Genomic DNA, 20,955 nt, shown 5'->3' with positions numbered 1-20,955 from the left:
AACACCTCTAAAATCCCATTTTGGCTGCTTTAGCAATCACATCATCAATGGAACCAACATTACGGAAGGCATCTTCTGGTAACTTGTCATGCTTACCATCCAAGATTTCCTTAAAGCCACGTACTGTTTCTGCAACAGGTACATAAGAACCTGGCATACCAGTGAATTGCTCAGCAACATTGAAGTTTTGTGACAAGAAGAATTGAATCCGACGCGCACGGCCCACCAAGGTCTTTTCATCATCAGACAATTCATCCATTCCCAAGATGGCAATGATATCTTGCAATTCTTGGTAGCGTTGCAAGACACGTTTTACTTCCATCGCTACTGCATAATGCTTTTCTCCAACAACTTCAGGTGCAAGGGCACGAGAGCTAGAAGCAAGTGGATCAACGGCTGGGTAAATCCCCAACTGAGTTAATTTCCGCTCCAAGTTGGTTGTCGAATCCAAATGCGCAAAGGCAGTTGCTGGTGCTGGGTCTGTATAGTCATCGGCTGGGACGTAAATCGCTTGGATAGAGGTTACCGAACCTTTCTTGGTTGACGTAATCCGCTCTTGTAATTGTCCCATTTCAGTTGCTAGCGTTGGTTGGTATCCTACGGCTGACGGCATACGTCCCAAAAGAGCAGAAACTTCTGAACCAGCCTGTGTGAAACGGAAGATGTTATCGATAAATAGAAGCACGTCCTGACCTTCAACATCGCGGAAATATTCTGCAATGGTCAAGCCAGTCAAGGCAACCCGCATCCGCGCTCCTGGCGGCTCATTCATCTGACCAAAGACCATGGCTGTCTTTTCAATAACACCTGATTCTTTCATCTCCCAGTAAAGGTCATTTCCTTCACGAGTCCGTTCTCCAACACCCGTAAACACCGAAATACCACCGTGTTCTTGAGCGATATTGTGAATCAATTCTTGGATAAGAACTGTTTTACCAACCCCGGCACCACCAAAGAGACCGACCTTCCCACCTTTCAAATAGGGAGCTAAAAGGTCAATAACCTTAATTCCTGTTTCTAAAATTTCTGTCGCAGTTGACAATTCATCAAAGGTAGGAGCTTTTTTATGAATCGGCTGGCGTTCTACCATCTCGTCAAATGGTGTTTCCAAGTCAATGGTATCCCCTAGAACATTGAAGACACGACCGAGCGTTTCTTTCCCAACTGGGACAGAAATCGGACGTCCAGTGTCTAACACTTCCATTCCACGAGTCAAGCCGTCTGTAGATTCCATAGCAATGGTCCGAACGACACCATCTCCTAGCTCCAAAGCAACTTCAAGCACGACTTTTTGTTTTGATTCATCGTTCTTATAAACGACAAGTGCATTGTTAATCTCAGGAAGTTTATCATCAGCCGAAAATGCCACATCGACAACCGGCCCAACAACCTGAGTGATTTTGCCTGAACTCATTTTTTCTCCTTTATTAAGATATGAGAGCGTTTAAAGCACACAGTGAAAATAGGAAATCTGACGAAGAGTTAGAAAACTCTAGGAAGATTTATCTTTTTCACACAGTGCTTAGCCCGAATTCAATTACACAAGATACAAGGGCGTCAAACAACTCCTAGACAAAATAGGAAATCGAAGCAGGTTGCCTTGCAACCAAGGAGATTTATCTTTTTGTCAGCGAGTTGTAGCCCGAATTCAATTACGCAAGATACGAGAGCGTTTAAAGCACACAGTGAAAATAGGAAATCTGACGAAGAGTTAGAAAACTCTAGGAAGATTTATCTTTTTCACACAGTGCTTAGCCCGAATTCAATTACGCAAGATACGAGGGCGTTTAAAAAGCGAATGAAAATTAGGAAACATGACGAAGAAGCAGAACTTCTAGGAATGTTTATCCCTAAAGGGAGCCTCAGCTGGAACCAACTAAAGTTGGAACACCTGCGCCTCTGTTTGACGCTTTTTACCCACTACTTGTCTAATCAAGAGCACTTGCTCCTGCTACAATCTCGGTAATTTCTTGCGTAATGGCTGCCTGACGAGCACGATTGTAACGAATGGTCAAATCATCAATGACCGATTTGGCATTATCTGTCGCTGTCTGCATGGCAATCATACCTGCCGCATTTTCAGCCGTCTTGGCATCCAAAATCGCACCGTAAATTGTAGACTCCGCATACTGGGTCAAGAGTTGCCCCAGAATCGCTTCCCGACTTGGCTCTAGCTCAAAGGTAGCCGTATATCCGTCTGCCTCATTGTGGTCCAAGTCTTCTACAGGTAGCATCTGTTGCACACGAACCTTACGGCTCAAACTATTGATATGGTGATTGTAGCAGACATATAGCTCGTCAAAAATTTCATTCTTGTACATCTCAACAGATTTGGAGATGATTTTCTGAACATCATCAAAGCTTGGATTATCCGCTAAACCGCGCAATTCAAATATTGGCTGAATGCCTCGCGCCCGAAAGAAGTCTGCCCCCATGCCACCAATCGCAATGATTTCATACTCATCCTTGCTCGCATGATCTTGTTCAATCATTTCCATAACGGCTTTTAGAATCATAGCATTGTAGCTACCTTTTAGACCACTATCAGAGGTAATCACGATGTAACCTGATTTTTGAATCGGACGGCGAATCAACATTGGATTAGTCGAACCTTCCATCAATTCTCCACGGAGCAAATCTGTCGTGATTTTCCGTACCTTGCTAGCATAAATCTGAAACGATTTAGCTAACTGTTCTGACTTGGCTAGCTTGGCAGCTGATACCATTTGCATAGCACCCGTGATCTGACTGGTTTTCTTTGTAGAGGCAATCTTTGTTTTTATTTCATTGAGAGAACCTGCCATAACACTTCTCCTTTACTTAAAGACAGACTGGTCTTTGAATTCCTGAATAGCAGCATTCAATTCATCTGTATCTGGCAAGTCTTTTGTGATCCGAATGGTATCCAAAAGACCATCATGGTGCAAGTCAAAGTAGGCATAGAGCTCTTCTTCAAAGGTCAAAACATCATCGATTGGAACAGAGTCTAAGAAACCATTTGTCAGAGCGTAGAGAATCAAGACCTGTTTCTCAACTGGCAATGGCTTATGAAGCGGCTGTTTCAATACTTCAACAGTCCGACGTCCGCGATTCAATTTCGCCTGTGTTGCAGCATCAAGGTCCGAACCAAACTGAGTAAAGGCTTCTAATTCACGGTAAGACGCTAAGTCAATCCGAAGCGTTCCCGCTACTTTTTTCATTGCCTTGATTTGTGCTGAACCACCGACACGAGAAACGGATGACCCGGCATCAATCGCTGGTCGAATCCCTGAGTTGAACAAATCATCTTTCAAGAAAATTTGTCCATCAGTAATGGAAATCACATTGGTTGCGATATATGCTGAAATATCTCCTGCCTGAGTTTCGATAAATGGTAGGGCCGTAATCGATCCGCCACCTAATTCGTCTGACACCTTTGCAGAGCGCTCTAACAAGCGACTATGAAGGTAGAAGACATCTCCCGGGTAGGCTTCACGTCCTGGTGGACGACGAAGGAGGAGTGATAATTCACGGTAGGCAACCGCCTGTTTTGATAAATCATCGTAGACAATCAAGACATGCTTGCCTTCATACATGAATTCTTCTGCCATAGCAACACCCGCATATGGTGCTAAAAAGAGCAAAGGCGAAGGCTGAGAGGCCGAAGCCGTTACTACAATTGTATAATCAAGCGCGCCATACTGGCGAAGTGTTTCTACTTGGGTACGAACTGTTGATTCTTTCTGTCCAATTGCGACATAGATACAAATCATGTCTTGATCTTTCTGATTCAAGATTGTATCAATGGCAATCGAGGTTTTCCCTGTCTGACGGTCACCGATGATCAACTCCCGCTGACCACGACCGATTGGCACGAGGGCATCAATTGCTTTCAATCCTGTTTGAAGAGGTTCGTTAACGGATTTCCGTTGCATAACGCCTGGTGCAGGATACTCAATTGGTCTTGTTTTACTAGTCCGAATTTCACCGAGTCCATCTACTGGTTGTCCAAGTGGATTGACCACGCGACCAATCAAGGCTTGACCAACTGGCACTTCCATGATTTTTCCTGTACGGCGAACGACAGATCCTTCGCGAATATCGGTAAAGGGACCTAAGATAATAATCCCCACATCCACTGTTTCCAGATTCTGAGCCATTCCGATTGTGCCATTTTCAAAGATGAGTAGCTCACCACTCATGGCATTATCAAGACCGTGGGCACGCGCGATTCCGTCACCGATATAGGTCACGACCCCTGTCTCTGTATAGTCAAAATCAGGTTGAAACCCTTCAATTTGTTGTTTTAGTAAAGCGCTAATTTCTTGTGCATTAATCACCAAAAGAACACCACTTTCTATTTTCTAAAGTCTATTTCGAATTTCTTTCAATTGCGTCCGCACACTGGCATCCAGCACTTTGTGATTGACCGTAATGATAAAACCACCGAGCACTTCTTTGTCAATTTCTTCTACAATATTGCGAACCTTCAATGAAAAACGGCTCTCCACTAGCTGACGCACTCTTTCTTTTTGTTCTCCTGTCAATGGATAAACCGACACGACATGCGCATCAAACTCTTGTTTGCTCTTGCTAATCAAGACCAAGGCTGCTTGTAGTGTGTCAACGAGCAAATCAGCATGACCATCTCGAGCTACAGCTTCAATCAGGTCATTGACTTCGCGGTAGGTCGATTGACGAATGGCGTGAACAAATTCTGCCTTTTCAGCCTGAGAAACCGTTGCGGATAAGAGAATCCGATTTAATTTACTATCATGAATAACCGTGAGAATAGCTGAAATTTGGTCATAAATCGTCCAGACATCCTCGCGATCGTATACCTTATCAACGAATGATTGAGCATATTTTTGCACTAAGGCAGTTTCTCTAGCATTCATTATTCTTCTCCTAGCCTATCGAGATAGCGGTTAATCAACTCGCTATGCGCCTGCTGATCCAAATCTTCCAAGATGATTTTTCCTGCCAAGTCAACAGCTAAATCTGCGACCTGCACATGCAATTTCTCTTGAGCTTCACGCTTCTCAGCTTCAATTTCCAAATCTGCTTTCTTTTTCAAAGCCTCGATTTCTACTTCAGCTTGTTCTAGAATGCGTTTTTTCTCTAATTTGGCTCGATCAACCGCATCTTGAACAATCTTTTGTCCTTCTACACGACCTTGTACCAACTCTTGTTCTCTTTGGTCAACAAGGCTTGAGGCTTCTGCTAATTTTTCTTCAGCAGCGTCAATGTCACTTGAAATTTTTGCAGCACGTTCTTCAAAAATACCTGTAATCTTATCCCAAGCAAAGAGGCGAATTGCCACAATCAATACGGCAAACGAAGCCGTTACTAGAATAAAATTACCAAGCATGGTACTGTTTATACTTTGTCCTGTAATCATGAATACCTAATCCTTTCCTATTCACCTTCACCTTGAATTTTTTTGTTCAAATACATCGAAACCAGCATGACAAACACATAGGCTTGCAAGCAGGAAATAAAGACTGAAAAACCAGTCCAGATGACATTTAGTAGGAAGGCGATGGGATAAGCAAATGCACTTTTTTGCGACATCTGTACCAACAAGGTGACCAGAATTTCACCGGCAAAGATATTTCCGTACAAACGAAGTGCAAGAGAAGCTACGTTGGTCACTTCTTCTAAAATATTCATCGGAGCCATGGCCCAAGGAGTGACAAATGCTTTTAAGTAATTTTTCAATCCTTGGCGACGAATGCCTTCTACGTGACAGAACACAACCGCCATAATGGCCAGCCCGAAGTCGTAGGCCATATTAGAAGTAGGCGATGTCCAGAAGTTTACACCTTCTGACGACTCTAACTTGGTCATCAAGCCGAGGTTATTGGCCACCAAGAGGAATAGGAACAGAACAAAGAAATAAAGAGCGTATCTTTTTGACTCTTCATCACCCAAATTTCCCTTGGTAAAGTTCATGGTAAGCTCATAGACATATTCCAAAACATTTTGCTTTCCTTTTGGCTTCAATGTCATTCTGCGACTTGCCCAAAATACAAGTAAAAATATAATGGTAATGGTAACCATTGTGACAATGACCATGGTTACATCAAAGGTTACAGGACCTAGAGTAATAGTTGGAGCTGCGGTTCCTTCCACGATTACTCCCCCTTTCTAATGATTCTGAGGCATTCCTTATCCACGCAAGAACAATGTCATCGCAAGAGTTACGAAGAAAGTACCTTCGATGAAGGCAACGCCCATGAATACCCCTGTCATTAGTTTGCTTTGTAGTTCAGGTTGACGTGCTGTTGAGCTAAGGTAGCTTGCAACCAGTAATCCCTCACCAACACTAACACCTAAACAGGCAACACCTAAAGCTAATGCAGATACATCCATTTTGAAATTCTCCTTTAAAATTTTTATACCATGATAGCATACTCCTAAAAAATGCTTTTGTCAAGAAAAGACAGTGTTTGAAAGCGTTTTCTAAAAAGGGTGCGTAGAAAAAAGAAAAGACAAGATATCTTTTCTTCCTATTTATATTGTCTCTTCCAAATGGTCTGCTTCTTCGATAAAGCGTTTGGCCATATCTTCGCGGCTCATATCTTCCGTATCAAGTGTAATGGCCTCATCCGCTACCTTATCAGTATCTGCGAAAAATTCGATATGGTTAGCAAGGTTGAGCAGCTTAACCGGAGCATCGCCGCCGTACTCACCATCCAGATTCAACATCATCCGATTGTTGCTGTCTAGGGATTCAACCGTGAGCTGGCGTGTCTTGATATACTCAATCTTATCGCTATCAACATGCTTCCCACCGTCAATCACCAAGCGAATCAAATGCAGAATTTCAAAGAGATTTCCGGTCTTAACCATGATTAATGTAAACATGCCATCATCTAGCTTGGCATCTGGAACAATTTGCTCAAACCCACCAATGGAATTGGTCAAAGCAACGAAAATCATGGAGATTTTCCCTTCAAAAACCCCCTCATCATGGGTTACACGAACGGGTGTAAACTGGACTTGTGGCAATAATTCCGCCCCCTTGACCACGTAGGCAAGATAGCCAAAAATTGTCTTGAGCTGGCTCGGAACACTATAGGTCAATTCTGTCAAGGTTCCAGCTGCGGCAATATTGATGAAATAGTTATCTCCGACCGCTTCATTTTTCGCCAGACCAATGTCCATGAGAATCGTCTGCCCTTTGCCAATCACCTTGGCGGCTTCAATCGGATTCCCCCGTGGAATCTTCAAAGCCCGAGCATAATCATTGGTCGTTCCAGTTGGGATAATCGCCATTTGCGGGCGCTTGGGGAGAAAGGCAAGACCATTGACCACTTCGTTAATAGTCCCGTCGCCACCTGCTGCAATAATCAAGTCAAAACCTGCCCCGGCTGCTCTGGTTGCTTCATTTTTCGCAGAATCTTTTTCAGGACTCGTTTGAAAGGCAGAAGTTTCATACCCAAAACCTTCTAAGATCTGTAAGACTTCTGCTACATTTTTCTTCATGATTTCCTGTCCAGAAACAGGATTGTAAATCAATCGCGCTCGTTTTCTTTGTTCCATACATGCACCTATAGACTTTCTAGCCAAGCCTCATCTCGTACTTCAATGCCCAAGGTCTGGGCCTTCTCTAACTTGCTTCCTGCATCACTTCCTGCAACGACAAGATCTGTTTTTTTCGAGACTGAACCTGCTACATTGGCTCCCAAATTCTCAAGCTTAGCCTTGGCCTCGCTCCGCTTGAGACGCTCTAATTTCCCTGTCAATACAATGGTCATACCTGATAGTAGGGCGTCTGCGGAAGCCACCTGACCTAGGTAAGAAAGATTGACTCCTGAGGCTTCTAGTTCTGCTACTAGCATTTTAGCGCCCTCGCTTCCAAAATAGGTCGTCAAGGATTCTGCAATCACCGTACCAAGACCGTCCAGAGAGGCAATCTCCTCAAGACTAGCCTCAGCAAGACCTGGAATGGTCATGAATTTCTCAAGGACAATCTTACTAGCCTTGCTACCGACATGACGAATCCCTAAGCCAAACAAGAGACGTTCAGCGGAGTTGTTTTTGGAGTCTTGAATGGCCTGATAAAGCTTGGTGGCAGATTTTTCTTTGACCCCTTCCAAGGTCAACAAATCCTCAACTGACAAACGATAGATATCTGCCACATCGTGGACGAGATTAGCTGAAAAGAGTTTTTCGACAATCGAACTACCAAGCCCTGCAATATTCATGGCATCACGGCTAGCAAAATGCTCTAACTTGCTCTTTAGCTGAGCAGAACAGAGAGGATTGATACAGCGCAGGGCTACCTCATCCTCATAATGGCGTAATGGACTATCACAGCTTGGACATCTTGTCGGAATTACCAAAGGTTCTTGATGATTGCGCTTAGCTTCCACAACCGATAAAACCGCTGGGATAATATCTCCTGCCTTGTAGACGATGACTGTATCATGCAGGCGAATATCTTTTTCAGCAATGTAGTCGACATTGTGCAAGGTTGCACGGCTCACCGTTGTTCCTGCAAGCTGAACAGGTGTTAGATTAGCTGTCGGGGTCACCACTCCTGTCCGACCGACTGTCCAATCGACAGATAGAATTTCTGCTTCTTTTTCCTCTGCTGGGAATTTATAGGCAATGGCCCAACGCGGTGCCTTAACAGTAAAACCAAGCTCTTCTTGAACTGCCAGATTGTTGACCTTAATTACTACACCGTCAATGTCATAGGGCAAATTCTGCCTACGACCTGCCAAATCTTCAATAAAGTTCCAGACATCTTCAATCGTGTCTGCCAAATGGTAATCGTGATTGGTCACAAAGCCTAGCTTGGTCAATTTATCAAGAACATGGGACTGACTATCTGCTTCTGTCGGACTAGCTTCTTGATATAAAAAGGTCGCAAGACCACGTTTAGCAACAATCCGTGTGTCCAGCTGGCGTAAGGTCCCTGCTGCCGCATTTCGTGGATTGGCAAATTCGACCTCACCTGCTTCCTGACGAATTTGATTGACTCGATCAAAGGAGGCCCTTGGCATATAGCATTCACCGCGAACCGTAATATCAATGGCTTCAGGAAGGGTCAGCGGAATATCCTGAACCCGCTTGAGGTTTTCTGTAATATTTTCACCGATACTGCCGTCACCACGGGTTGCTCCTACGACCAACTGACCTGCTTCATAGATCAGAGAAATCGATAGACCGTCAATCTTTAGTTCACAAATGTAGGTCACATGGGGAAATTCCTTGCGAACACGGCGGTCAAAGGCTTCTAATTCTTCAAAAGAAAAAGCGTCCTGCAAGCTGTATAAGGGGTACTCATGCTGGTACTTGCTAAAGCCGTCCAAGACCTTCCCGCCGACACGGTGACTGGGACTATTGGGTAAGACTAAATCAGGGTGCGCAGTTTCTAGCTCCACCAACTCGCGGTAGAGCTTGTCATATTCCGGATCTGAGACCAGTGGGCGGTCCAAACGGTAATAAGCATCCGCATATTGATTGAGCTGTTCTACTAGTTCATTCATTCTATCTTTCATATCCTTATTATATCATGATTTTCACGAGAACGAAGGTAGAAACTCTTGTTTTTCTCTGACTGAAAATGGCTGATTTCTGCTTTTTTTCCAAAGAAAGAGTATAATAGAGATATTGATACATGATACGGAGGTGCCTTATGGCTGTTACATACAAACGCAAAGATGATTTAGAAAAAATGTTGGAAGAATTTGCTTCTTTTGATGCGCTCGAAAACGTTGAATTTCCGGATCCAAAGGCAAAAAAAGAAACTCCTGAGAAAGTAAACTCAGAAAAGTAGGGTGTGCCATGTTAGGATTACAAAACTTACCAGCTTCTGTCTTACAAGCAGGAGCGATTTTTCTTTCTATTATCATTGAGGCCCTGCCCTTTGTGCTGATTGGTTCACTGATTTCAGGCTTTATCGAAGTCTATGTCACGCCAGACCGTGTACATCAGGCTCTGCCCCAAAATCGCTTTTTGCGCATCCTATTTGGAACCTTCATTGGCTTTATTTTCCCTTCCTGCGAATGCGGGATTGTCCCGATTGTGAATCGGCTATTGGAGAAGAAAGTGCCGACTTATACGGCCATTCCCTTTCTCGCTACGGCTCCTGTCATCAATCCCATCGTCCTTTTTGCGACCTTTACCGCCTTTGGAAATTCTGTCAAATTCGCATTTTACCGTGCGCTGGGCTCTATTCTAGTCGCACTTGTGTTGGGAATTTTCCTAGGTTTTATCCAGACAGGTTCTATTTTAAAAGAGCAGGCTACACCCTTACATACGCATGATTTTTCTCATTTGAGTGGTTGGAAAAAAGTAGGGCAGGCCTTGATACAAAGTATCGATGAATTTTTTGATACGGGGCGCTATCTAGTCTTTGGAAGCCTATTTGCTAGCTTTGTTCAGGTCTACATTCCAACTAGCATCTTGACCCGTATCGGGCACAATCCCTTTACAGCAATCCTCTTGATGATGCTACTTGCCTTTTTGCTCTCGCTCTGCTCAGAAGCCGATGCCTTTATCGGGGCGTCTTTACTGACAACCTTTGGCTTTGCACCAATCATGGCTTTTCTTGTGATTGGTCCCATGATTGATATTAAAAATCTTATCATGATGAAGCATTCCTTTAAGACCAGTTTTATCCTACAATTTACAGGTATTATCTCTGTCGTCATCGCCCTGTATTGTCTCGCGCTAGGAGGTCTCTAGTATGATTCGTTTCTTAATTTTAGCGGGTTATTTTGAAATGACTCTCTATCTCTACATCTCAGGAAAACTTGACCAGTACATCAATCTCCACTATTCTTATCTGGCCTATCTCTCTATGGTTCTGACCTTTATTTTGGCCTTGATTCAACTCTATATATGGGTCAAACAATTGGAGACCCATAGCCATTTGTCGACCAAGGTAGCCAAGTTGAGCAGTATCGCCCTTCTCTTGATTCCCTTGATTGTGGCATGGGGCTTTCCAACGGTACATCTGGACTCCACAACAGTTGCTGCTAAAGGCTACCATTTCCCACTTGCGGCAGGAACGGATACAGAAATTCAAGAACAAGAAGGTACCACTGTCCAATACTTGAAACCAGACACCTCGGCCTACTTCACCAAGTCGAGCTATCAAAGCGAAATGCGCAAGGTCGCGGAGCGCTATCTAGATCAAGAGACCATCTCCGTGACCAGCGAAAATTACATGGAAGTCATGGAAGCCATCTATGACTATCCCAATGAATTTGTCGGAAAAACCATTGAAATGGTAGGCTTTATCTACAATGACCCTGAAAATACCAACCAGCAATTTCTCTTTCGTTTTGGAATTATCCACTGCATTGCTGACTCGGGTGTCTACGGTCTTCTTTCAACCGGACAGACCAGCCATTTCCCAGACAATACCTGGGTTTCAGCCAAGGGACGCATCAAACTGTCCTATCATAATTCCCTCCAACAAGCTCTTCCAACGCTTGAATTGACCGAATACAACAAGATTGAACAACCAAAAAATCCCTATGTCTACCGTGTCTTTTAGTCAGAAAACAGCTCTTATACTCATCAAAAATCAAACTCTGACGTCATTAACTCGCCTTGCTTCAACAGTCTGGGAGACTGTTGAAGGTGGGAAATAGGGATTATATAATAATCCTCAGCTAACATCAGTCTGGGAGACTGTTGAAGGTGGGAAATAGGGATTATATAATAATCCTCAGCTAACATCAGTCTGGGAGACTGTTGAAGGTGGGAAATAGGGATTATGAAATAATCCTCAGCTAACATCAGTCCGAGGGACTGTTGAAGGTGGGAAATAAGGATTATATAATAATCCTTAGCTAACATCAGTCCAAACTAGTGGTTCAGTGGAGACGAGCCTTTCTCGTTCTATTTCCAACCTTGCACAATCGATTTTTGACGAGTAGGAGGTGAATTTTCTGACAATTTATGATATACTACTATTAAATTCTACAGATTGGAACTTATCTATGTCATCACACGTATTATTTACTATTTTTGGAGCGAGCGGGGATCTTGCCAAGCGCAAACTTTATCCCTCACTTTTTCGATTGTATAAGGCTGGGCATATCGGTCAACACTTTGCTGTGATTGGTACAGCGCGTCGCCCTTGGACCAAGGAATATTTTGAACAAGTCGTGATTGAATCGCTCGGAGATTTACCAGACAATACGCGTCAGGCGCATGAATTTGCCAGCCATTTTTACTACCAGAGCCACGATGTCAACGATACCGAACATTACATTGCTCTGAAACAATTGCAGGAAGAATTAGGAGTAAAATACGAAACTAGGCATAACAAGGTTTTCTTCCTATCAATGGCGCCTGAATTTTTCGGAACCATTGCCAAACACTTGAAATCCGAACAAATTGTTGATGGAAAAGGCTTTGAGCGCCTCATCATCGAAAAACCATTCGGAACAAGCTTAAAGACAGCCGAAAAGCTCAATCAGGAATTGTCAGAAACCTTTGAAGAAGAGCAGATTTACCGCATCGACCATTACCTTGGTAAAGAAATGGTGCAAAATATCTTTGCCGTGCGGTTTGCCAATATTATTTTTGAACATATTTGGAATCGTGATTATATCGAATCTGTCCAAATCAACTTCGCAGAATCGATCGGCGTTGAAGACCGTGGGGGGTACTACGACCATTCGGGTGCCTTAAAAGACATGATTCAAAATCATGCCCTACAGGTTCTCTCACTTCTTGCTATGGATAAGCCGAGAAGTTTCAACGAAGCAGACGTACGAGCAGAGAAAATCAAGGTCTTCCAACATCTGAAACAGCAGACAGAAGAAGAAATCAAACGCAATTTCATCAGAGGACAATACACTGCAGGACACATTGACGGAAACGACTATGTTGGCTATCTGGAAGAGCCAAATATCGCAGAAAATTCTCAGACAGAAACCTTTGCGAGTGGAGTCTTCTTCGTCGACACTGATGCCTTTCGTGATGTACCATTCTTCTTCCGTACCGGTAAACGCTTGACGGAAAAAGGAACTCGGATTACCATTGTCTTTAAGCATGCGCAGGATATCTTTGGGCAGCACGCCGAAAAGAATATCTTGACTATTTACATTCAGCCAACCGAAGGATTCTCCCTCACCATCAACGGAAAAGAAGTCGGTTCCCACTTTGCACTCACACCTGCTAAGCTCAACTTCCGCCACAATGCGACTGCTCTTGGCAATTCACCAGAAGCCTACGAAAAACTCTTCTTTGATGTTTTACACGGAGATTCAACCAACTTTAGCCATTGGGAAGAAGTCAAGGCCAGCTGGCAATTTATCGACCAGGTGGTTCGTATCTGGCAGGACAACCAAGTACCACTCCACTACTACCCAGCAGGAAGCATGGGACCCCAAGCCGCATTTGATCTATTAGAAAGCTACGGCAGTAAATGGGTGTGGACACCAGATGTCTGGTATCGCGAACGAGGTTTGTTGTAACATAATATACAATTGAATAAAGATTAAGGCATCGTTAGGTCACTTTGATGGACGCCAGTTCTATCTGCAACTCCTTGCCTTGTCCTATCCCTTTCTCAATCCATTACACAAGAAAAATCGGCTCTTTGTCAACTGTAGTGGGTAGATGTCAGCTAACATCTAGAGAGGATCAGCTTGGTCTTCTCTTTTTTGATGTTGATGGCAATCAAAATCCGCTTTTTGAAGTTTTCAAAGTTCCGAAATCCAAAGGCATTGCGTTTGATGACTTTGATGAGATTATTCGTCGCCTCAAGTTTGGCATTTGAGTAAGGCAATTCCATGGCGTTGAGAATCTTCTCCTTGTCCTTCAAAAAGGTATTAAATACGGTCTGGAAAATCGGGTCGACAGTCTGCCGAGCGTCTTGGATAAGTCCAAAAAACTGGTCAGCTTGCTTCTCCTGGAAGTGAAAAAGCAGTAGTTGATAGAGCTCGTAGTGTTCTCTCAGTTCTTGAGAATAGCCGAGCAGTTTAGCGACAATCTCCTGGTTGGTTAAGTGCATGCGAAAAGTCGGGCGATAGAACCGCTTATAACTGAGTTTACGGCTATCCTGTTGTATCAATTTCCAGTAGCGTTTCAAGGCTCGATACTCAAGAGATTTTCTATCGAATTGATTCATGATTTGTATGCGGACACGATTCATAGCACGGCTGAGATGTTGCACAATGTGGAAACGATCAAGTACGATTTTGGCATGTGGGAGTGAAACAGTCTGGGAATAGACTGTTTCAGCCTGAGCTTAGAAATTGGAGAGCGAAGGGTCTGGCCAATTTGTAGTAGGGGCTAAACATATCCATGGTAATGACTTTGACGCGGTTTCTAACCTGTCTAGGGTATCTCAGAAAGTGATTTCGGATGACCGCCTGCGTCCGCCCATCAAGGATAGCGATGATGTTATTTGTGTCAAAATCTTGAACAATAAAGCTCATTTTCCCTTTCTTGAAGGCATACTCATCCCAGGACATGACTTCTGGGAGCTTACCCCACTCCGTTTCAAACTTAAACTCATTTAGCTTTCGACTTACAGATGAAGCTGAAATGGAGAGTCTGTGTGCGATATGTGTCATTGCTTGATTTTCGATGAGTAATTGTGCGATTTTCTGGTTGACAGCGACAGATATTTGATGGTTCTTCTTAACAAGAGGAGATTCAGCGACCGCCATTTTCCCACATTCCTTGCACTTGAAACGACGCTTTCGAAGGCGGATAAGTAGCGGGTAGCCAGCAGTTTCTAAGTAGGGGATTTTAGAGGCTTTCTGGAAATCGTACTTAGCCATTTGTCCCTTGCAGGAAGGGCATTTAGGGGCTGTATAATCCAAGTGACCGTAGAGTTCTAAGTGAGTTCCCATGTCGGATTCATTAGTGATAGTGATATTTTTGTCTTTCATTCTGAGAAAATTTGTGATAAGATTTAGTTGTTCCATATGAGTCTTTCTAAAATGATAGTTTTGTCGCTTTTCATTATAGGTCATATGGGACTTTTTTTCTACACTCTAAAAGGCTCCATAATCTCTGCGGCGGGCGTACCCACTACAGATATTATAGAGCCGAAAAATCCAATCAATTGATTGGATTTTTCTTGTGTAATCTTTTCATTTGAATTGCCTACTCAGCAATACGAGTTAAGATAGATAAAAATGAAATGACTATACTAAACCTTCTAACAAACCTCGCATAAAGGATTCGGAATTAAATTCACCGATGTCGTCAATCTTTTCCCCAAATCCGATGAGCTTCACCGGAATATCCAATTCTTGGCGAATGGCAAGCACAACTCCACCACGTGCGGTCCCGTCCAATTTGGTCAAGACTAAACCTGTCAGTGGGGTGATTTTTGAAAATTCCTTGGCTTGAACAAGAGCATTTTGACCAGTTGAAGCATCGAGGGCTAACAGGGTCTCATGCGGTGCATTAGGAAGACTACGCTTGATGATCCGGCCAATCTTTTCTAACTCTGCCATGAGGTTATCCTTATTTTGCAAACGACCTGCTGTATCAATCATGAGGATATCTACCTGCTCTGCCATCGCTCTTTCCATACCGTCAAAGACGACGCTAGCTGGGTCTGATTTCTCAGGTCCTGTCACAACAGGTACGCCCACTCGACGTCCCCACTCCACCAACTGAGCTACTGCACCCGCACGGAAAGTGTCTGCTGCAACTAACATCACTTTCTTGCCTGCCTGTTTGTAACGATAGGCTAGTTTCCCGATAGAAGTTGTTTTCCCGACACCATTAACCCCGACAAAGAGCATGACTGTCAAATCATCTTGAAAGGCTATTTGCTCGCTGAATCGACCGTCTTTTTCGTAAATCTCAACTAGCTTTTCAATAATCAAACGGCGCAAAGCTTCTGGCTTTTTCGCATTTTCTAGGCGAGCTTCGTAGCGCAGCTCTTCGGTCAAGTTAGAAGCCACTTGTACACCTACGTCACTCGTAATCAGCAACTCTTCTAATTCTTCAAAGAAGTCCTCATCTACCGAGCGGAAATTAGCAAAGAATTCATTGAGCTTGGCACCAAAACCAGTCCGCGTTTTTTTCAAAGTACGCTGATATTTTGCTTCCTCGCTCTCAGCTACTGGCTGTGGTGCTGGCTCTTCTTCTGCTGGCCCCTGTTTGGTCTGAGGAGCTTCTCCGTTTTCTTTTGATTCTTTTACACGCGCGGCAGCCGCTTCCTTGACTGCATAGTAGTCCGCCATGAAGTCCAAGGTTTGCTGTTTCTTCGCATCCAATTCTACTTCAGCAACTTCAGTAGAATCCTCTTCTACAACTACCGCTTCTTCAGCAGCCTCAGTAGAAAAGCCTTCTATCGTTACAGTCTCTTCAGTGATGTCCTCTGCTGCCTTTTCAGCTACATCTCCGCTTTCTTCATGTGCTTGAAGGCGCTCCTCTGTCAGAACGGAAACTTCTTCTTCTAGCTCAACCTGGTCTTCCACCACCTGCTCTGCATGACTTTCGTCCAGAACAGGCACTTCTTCTTTGTCTTTGCGTCCAAATAATCGATCAAATAGCCCCATCCTATTCCTCACTTACTACGTATTGTTCAATCGCCCAAGCGATTCCATGCTCATCATTGGTCAATGGCAAGACCACCTTGGCAACTTCTTTTAATGTTGAACTTGCATTTGCCATCGCAACACCTAGACCAGCCCATTTAACCATGCTCAAATCATTTTCTTCATCACCACAGGCCATGACTTCCGACTGATCAATTCCCAAGTGCTGAATCAATTTGGCAAGCCCATTAGCTTTATGAACGCCCTTAGGGCTCCATTCTAAGAGAATATCCCGCGATTTAAAAATCTCAAATCGATCATATAAAGCTGCCGGCAATTTAGCAATCTGTTGATCCAAAAAGCTAGCATCAATCGCGGTCACGGCTTTATTGTAAGTCAATCCCTCTGGTAGACTAGCATCTGTCGTTGGAATAATGTGTAACAGCGGATTGCAGCTTGAATATAGCGATTCATGAGCGGCATCTAAGGAATAGACGTCTCCCTCATGAATCGCATCAAGCGGCAATTCAAGTTGATTGGTCACCTCACGAATCGCCCGAACATCGTCTACGGAAAAGCCTGTTTGTTCTAAGATACGACCAGTGTTTTCTTGGACGAGTCCACCATTAAAGGTAATAGAATACTGACCTTCTCCAAGCAAGTCCAACTCCTCTAGGAACTGTTCAATTGCTTTTAAGGGACGTCCTGTCGTCAAAACGACATAAACTCCCTTATCGCGCGCTGCTTGAAGTGCTTTTTTATTTTCTGCTGAAATCCGCTTGTCAGATGTCAGCAAAGTCCCGTCCAAGTCAAGGGCAATCAATTTAATACTCATTTAGCATTTCCTCCATATACGCCAAAACCGCTTCATCATTACAGTGACCGATGACTGCATCTGCTACTGCTTTAACTTCTGGCTTGGCATTGCTTGTCGCAAGAGCAGTTCCTGCAAAATCAAGCATTTCCAAGTCATTTTGATTGTCGCCAAAGGCGACAACATTCTCAACATCCACGCCAAAATGCTCGCACAAATGATACAAACCTACTGCCTTATGGCTGTCTGATAAGATGATATCTACTGATTCAAATCCGGTTGTCACAGCAGTCACACTATCAAATTGCTCATTCAACCACTCCTGACCAGCTTCTAACTTCCCATCTGGAAAAGTTGCAATGACTTTGACAATATCTTCTGTCACTTCAGAAAAGTCCGACACCAAGTAGGTATTCAAATAAAACTGCGAAATCATATCAATATAGGATTGCTCTGCGCTCGTTAATAAATAGGCACCATTACGTCCTGACAAGACAACAAAGCTACTGCTACCGTATGGACCTTCTTCTACCTTGCGAACAATATCCATATAGACCTCAGGAGCAATCGGCTGATCTTCAAAAATAACCTCTCCCTTATAGGATACAAAGGAGCCATTTTCAGCGATAAAAGCCATCTCGTCTTCAAAGCCTTGAAAGACATCTTGTAAACTCAGTAACGACCGCCCACTTGCTGCCGCAAATAGATAACCTTTTTCATGAAATTGATTCAAAATCTTGCAAAAACGTTCTCGGTTGAACTGATGGTCTTCTCTGAGGAATGTCCCATCCATATCGGTTGCAATTATTTTCTTTATCATCTATATGTAGACCTCCTTGTATCGTGAAATCGAGAACATCTTTTCAAATCTTTTCCTTTCAAGAGGACGCGAAATCCCAGAAGGGTATGCAAAGTATCCCAAAATATCTTCTTTTATTATATCACAGATAAACAAAAAAGGCGTATCCTTTTGACACACCCTTCCTTTTTATAAAACAGTCTGAACTCCATTTTTGAAGGTTATTGCACTCTTTTATATCCACCTTTTCAACACTGATTCGCCATAACTCTTGATTACAAGTTCCCTTTTTCATGAGTGAGTCCTTTACCTCATCCTCATTTTTTCTGGAATTTTCGTAAGGCTAGTAGCGGTTCTAAATGGACAATCGGTTGTTTGATCATAAGGGAAGCCTCCAGTTATGGCGTTACCTAAAGAAATAGGGCAGGCGTATAAATAACTTGTTATGGATTATGGACGCCTATAATAGCTAGTTGCTTAAAAATATCTGCCTACTCTAGAAAGAAATCTAAAGCGTTAATTTACATTATACTTTTTAAATAATATTCCAACTACTAATGATAACATAGTAATACACACACCAATAATAAAAAGATTAAAGGTATTGCTAGGATTTAATACCACTGAGAAAAAGCCAGTCCCGACGGGCATAAAAAGAATAGCTACTGTAAAGATAATACCAAATACTCTTCCTAAAAACTCACTATCAACATCTCTCTGGACAATAGAGAAAAACTGGATGTTAAAGATAGAGAGAAATAAACTAAATAATGCTGGAGAAAAAGCTAAAATAATTACATTACGAAACATAATATAGAATGGTGTAGCAAGCATTAACATTAGCCCTGATAACGATAAAAATAACATTAATCTCTTACTTGATAACTCTTTATTCACAAAACCACTTAATATCGCTCCAATAAATCCACCGATTGCTTCCGCTGTTAGAAATGTTCCATAAAGTCCAGATGAAATTTCTCCAAACATTTGATTGCTATAAGGCAACAATAAATTATAAGCTGCTAGAAAAAAATTAACGAGGGCAGAAAGAACTATAATAATAAAGATTGACTTATGGCTATAAACATACTTGAAGCCTACTTTTAAGTCATTAAAGACCCCACTTATTGTCACTTTCTCCTTTGTGACTATTTCTTCATTAACAGGTACAATAAAGAAAATCAGTAACGCAGCAATTAGAAATGATAATCCGTCCAATAATAATACACCATGTATGCCTAGTATATTATATAAGAAAATTGCTACCATAGGTATTGTTACTTTAATTATAGTACTTGTTGTTTCAAGTAGTGAATTTAATTGGGCAATATGATCTTTCTTTACAATTTCCTTAGTAAAAGCCTTATAGGATGGTCCAGAAAAGGCACTCATAAATGCCAAGATGATATTCGTTAATACAATGGCATAAACCAGCCACTGTTCTTGAGATATGAATGAAAGAGTTATGCAAGCAATACCACATAAGATATTTGTAGTAATAATAATTTTTTTCCGCTTGAAACTATCTGCAATAACTCCACCAAATAAATTAAATAGAACACCTATCATACTTTCTAATGATTGATAAATTGCAACCATTGATAGAGATGTTGGATTAAGACCAGCAAGAAAGGTATTATTGGCAAAATCAAACATGATATCTCCAATCTTAGATATACATTTACTTGCAACAATAAATAATAAGTTATGGCGTCCTTTCATATTAAAATTTCCTCTTTAACCTATAAATATTTTTAATTATTAATTTTTGAAACAATCCTAATTACAATCGTTTTGCCTAATTATTCATTTGTATATCATATTCTTAAATTCAGTAATCCCATTGATGGCTGAACACCTCAAAGTTTATATTTTTTTATAGATTCAAGAATTATCTGCTCGCATAATTTTTCGTAAGAAATTCCAACAGCTGCTGCTTCCTGAGGTAGTAAACTATACTCTGTCATACCCGGTAAGGAATTAGCTTCAATAACATATATATCATTATTTTTATCAACTATACAATCTATTCTGGAATATGCATCTAAACGTAATATTTTATGAACTTTTTTTGAAATCTCTTTAATTTTTGTTTCTAATTCTTTTGAAATAAGGGCAGGTACAACTTCCTTAGTGCTACCATTATATTTATGTTCAAAATCATAAAAACCATCTTCAACAATAATTTCAATAGGTGGTAAAGTCATATCACCTACAATACCTACAGAAAATTCACGCCCCTCTATCTTTTCTTCTATTAGAAAACTCTGTCCAAATTTTGTCACATTCTCTTTAATATCGTAGAATTCATCAATTGAATTAAAAATTTCAACACCAAAACTAGAACCATTATTATTAGGTTTTATGATTAAAGGACATTCCAAATTATGTTCCGTAACACTGAAACTTTCTAACTCTTCTTTAGATAGTAATATCCCATTAGGAGTTTTAATTCCATGGTAATTCAATAGAGCTTTTGTTATATGTTTATCCATAGCTAACACGCTACCTATATAACCTGAACCAGTGTATCTTATCCCAAAAGCATCTAAGATACTTTGTAATTGTCCATTTTCACCAACTCCACCATGTAACGCTATGAATACAATATCTACTTTCTTATATTGTTCAATGTTAGATATAAGAAAAGACCCTATATCACTATTAGTTACTAAGGAAGGGATTTGTTGAATTACTACTTCATGTCCTAATCTTTTTAAAGCTTTACATATACTCTGACCTGAAAGCATTGAAATTTTATTTTCGTCACTGTTTCCACCAGAAATAATCATTATCTTCATAATACTTCCTCCGTACTAAAAAAATTATTCAATTCACTGAAAAGAGTTTCCATATTAGCTATTATGTCAAATACT

General features: G+C 41.9%; 18 protein-coding genes and 1 pseudogene. 4 read left to right on the top strand and 15 right to left on the bottom strand.

Annotated elements, in window-relative coordinates; translation table 11 throughout:
* Nucleotides 1-7: 7 nt before the first annotated feature.
* The 9 genes from atpD to ligA form a co-directional block, all read right to left on the bottom strand.
* Nucleotides 8-1,414, bottom strand: a complete 1,407-nt coding sequence (gene atpD, locus CHF41_RS05305; RefSeq protein WP_119876313.1) for a F0F1 ATP synthase subunit beta — start codon at nucleotides 1,412-1,414, stop codon at nucleotides 8-10.
* A gap of 514 nt (nucleotides 1,415-1,928) precedes the next feature.
* A complete protein-coding gene (locus CHF41_RS05300; RefSeq protein ID WP_119876312.1) occupies nucleotides 1,929-2,804 on the bottom strand; it encodes a F0F1 ATP synthase subunit gamma in 876 nt (291 codons plus the stop codon).
* A gap of 12 nt (nucleotides 2,805-2,816) precedes the next feature.
* The gene (gene atpA / locus CHF41_RS05295) at nucleotides 2,817-4,322 is read right to left on the bottom strand and encodes a F0F1 ATP synthase subunit alpha (protein ID WP_119876311.1); all 1,506 of its coding nucleotides are present in this window, start codon (nucleotides 4,320-4,322) and stop codon (nucleotides 2,817-2,819) included.
* 21 nt (nucleotides 4,323-4,343) lie between these two features.
* Nucleotides 4,344-4,877 carry a F0F1 ATP synthase subunit delta gene (locus tag CHF41_RS05290; protein WP_119876310.1) on the bottom strand — a complete coding sequence of 178 codons (534 nt, stop codon included), beginning with the start codon at nucleotides 4,875-4,877 and terminating at the stop codon, nucleotides 4,344-4,346.
* Nucleotides 4,877-5,380, bottom strand: coding sequence for a F0F1 ATP synthase subunit B (gene atpF, locus CHF41_RS05285; RefSeq protein ID WP_119876309.1), 504 nt, complete (start codon nucleotides 5,378-5,380; stop codon nucleotides 4,877-4,879). Before atpF ends, CHF41_RS05290 begins: the two co-directional genes overlap by 1 nt.
* A 17-nt stretch (nucleotides 5,381-5,397) precedes the next feature.
* On the bottom strand, nucleotides 5,398-6,114 hold the full coding sequence (atpB, locus tag CHF41_RS05280) for a F0F1 ATP synthase subunit A (protein ID WP_119876308.1): 717 nt from the start codon (nucleotides 6,112-6,114) through the stop codon (nucleotides 5,398-5,400).
* Between the two features lie 36 nt (nucleotides 6,115-6,150).
* The gene (locus tag CHF41_RS05275) at nucleotides 6,151-6,354 is read right to left on the bottom strand and encodes a F0F1 ATP synthase subunit C (protein ID WP_067089042.1); all 204 of its coding nucleotides are present in this window, start codon (nucleotides 6,352-6,354) and stop codon (nucleotides 6,151-6,153) included.
* A 141-nt stretch (nucleotides 6,355-6,495) separates the two neighbouring features.
* Nucleotides 6,496-7,527, bottom strand: coding sequence for a diacylglycerol kinase family lipid kinase (locus tag CHF41_RS05270; RefSeq protein WP_119876307.1), 1,032 nt, complete (start codon nucleotides 7,525-7,527; stop codon nucleotides 6,496-6,498).
* Between the two features lie 8 nt (nucleotides 7,528-7,535).
* Nucleotides 7,536-9,494, bottom strand: coding sequence for an NAD-dependent DNA ligase LigA (gene ligA / locus CHF41_RS05265; protein WP_119876306.1), 1,959 nt, complete (start codon nucleotides 9,492-9,494; stop codon nucleotides 7,536-7,538).
* Nucleotides 9,495-9,631: 137 nt separating this feature from the next.
* On the opposite strand from ligA, the gene CHF41_RS10085 reads away from it, so the two are divergent.
* The 4 genes from CHF41_RS10085 (at nucleotide 9,632) to zwf (ending at nucleotide 13,433) form a co-directional block, all read left to right on the top strand.
* Complete coding sequence (locus CHF41_RS10085) at nucleotides 9,632-9,772, top strand: SPJ_0845 family protein (RefSeq protein WP_162911921.1); 141 nt, start codon at nucleotides 9,632-9,634, stop codon at nucleotides 9,770-9,772.
* Between the two features lie 8 nt (nucleotides 9,773-9,780).
* Nucleotides 9,781-10,683 carry a permease gene (locus CHF41_RS05260; protein ID WP_119876305.1) on the top strand — a complete coding sequence of 301 codons (903 nt, stop codon included), beginning with the start codon at nucleotides 9,781-9,783 and terminating at the stop codon, nucleotides 10,681-10,683.
* 1 nt (nucleotide 10,684) lies between these two features.
* Nucleotides 10,685-11,500, top strand: a complete 816-nt coding sequence (locus CHF41_RS05255) for a TIGR03943 family putative permease subunit (protein ID WP_119876304.1) — start codon at nucleotides 10,685-10,687, stop codon at nucleotides 11,498-11,500.
* 448 nt (nucleotides 11,501-11,948) lie between these two features.
* Nucleotides 11,949-13,433 carry a glucose-6-phosphate dehydrogenase gene (zwf, locus tag CHF41_RS05245; RefSeq protein ID WP_119876302.1) on the top strand — a complete coding sequence of 495 codons (1,485 nt, stop codon included), beginning with the start codon at nucleotides 11,949-11,951 and terminating at the stop codon, nucleotides 13,431-13,433.
* A gap of 152 nt (nucleotides 13,434-13,585) precedes the next feature.
* Here the strand turns inward: zwf and CHF41_RS05240 are convergent.
* From CHF41_RS05240 to CHF41_RS05215, 6 genes and pseudogenes are all read right to left on the bottom strand, one after another.
* Nucleotides 13,586-14,894 (bottom strand): annotated as a pseudogene (locus CHF41_RS05240) (transposase).
* A 222-nt stretch (nucleotides 14,895-15,116) separates the two neighbouring features.
* Entirely contained in the window at nucleotides 15,117-16,487 is a 1,371-nt protein-coding gene (gene ftsY, locus CHF41_RS05235; protein ID WP_119876301.1) for a signal recognition particle-docking protein FtsY, read from the bottom strand.
* Between the two features lies 1 nt (nucleotide 16,488).
* Nucleotides 16,489-17,301 (bottom strand): Cof-type HAD-IIB family hydrolase, encoded by an 813-nt coding sequence (locus CHF41_RS05230; protein ID WP_119876300.1) that lies wholly within the window; start codon nucleotides 17,299-17,301, stop codon nucleotides 16,489-16,491.
* The gene (locus CHF41_RS05225; RefSeq protein ID WP_119876299.1) at nucleotides 17,291-18,100 is read right to left on the bottom strand and encodes a Cof-type HAD-IIB family hydrolase; all 810 of its coding nucleotides are present in this window, start codon (nucleotides 18,098-18,100) and stop codon (nucleotides 17,291-17,293) included. Before CHF41_RS05225 ends, CHF41_RS05230 begins: the two co-directional genes overlap by 11 nt.
* A gap of 495 nt (nucleotides 18,101-18,595) precedes the next feature.
* Nucleotides 18,596-19,801 carry an MFS transporter gene (locus CHF41_RS05220; protein ID WP_119876298.1) on the bottom strand — a complete coding sequence of 402 codons (1,206 nt, stop codon included), beginning with the start codon at nucleotides 19,799-19,801 and terminating at the stop codon, nucleotides 18,596-18,598.
* Nucleotides 19,802-19,938: 137 nt separating this feature from the next.
* Nucleotides 19,939-20,880 carry a D-alanine--D-alanine ligase family protein gene (locus CHF41_RS05215; protein WP_119876297.1) on the bottom strand — a complete coding sequence of 314 codons (942 nt, stop codon included), beginning with the start codon at nucleotides 20,878-20,880 and terminating at the stop codon, nucleotides 19,939-19,941.
* Nucleotides 20,881-20,955: the final 75 nt, after the last annotated feature.

The sequence above is a fragment of the Streptococcus respiraculi genome, assembly GCF_003595525.1.
Classification (GTDB): Bacteria; Bacillota; Bacilli; order Lactobacillales; family Streptococcaceae; genus Streptococcus; species Streptococcus respiraculi.
This window is presented reverse-complemented; position numbering and strand designations above follow the sequence as displayed.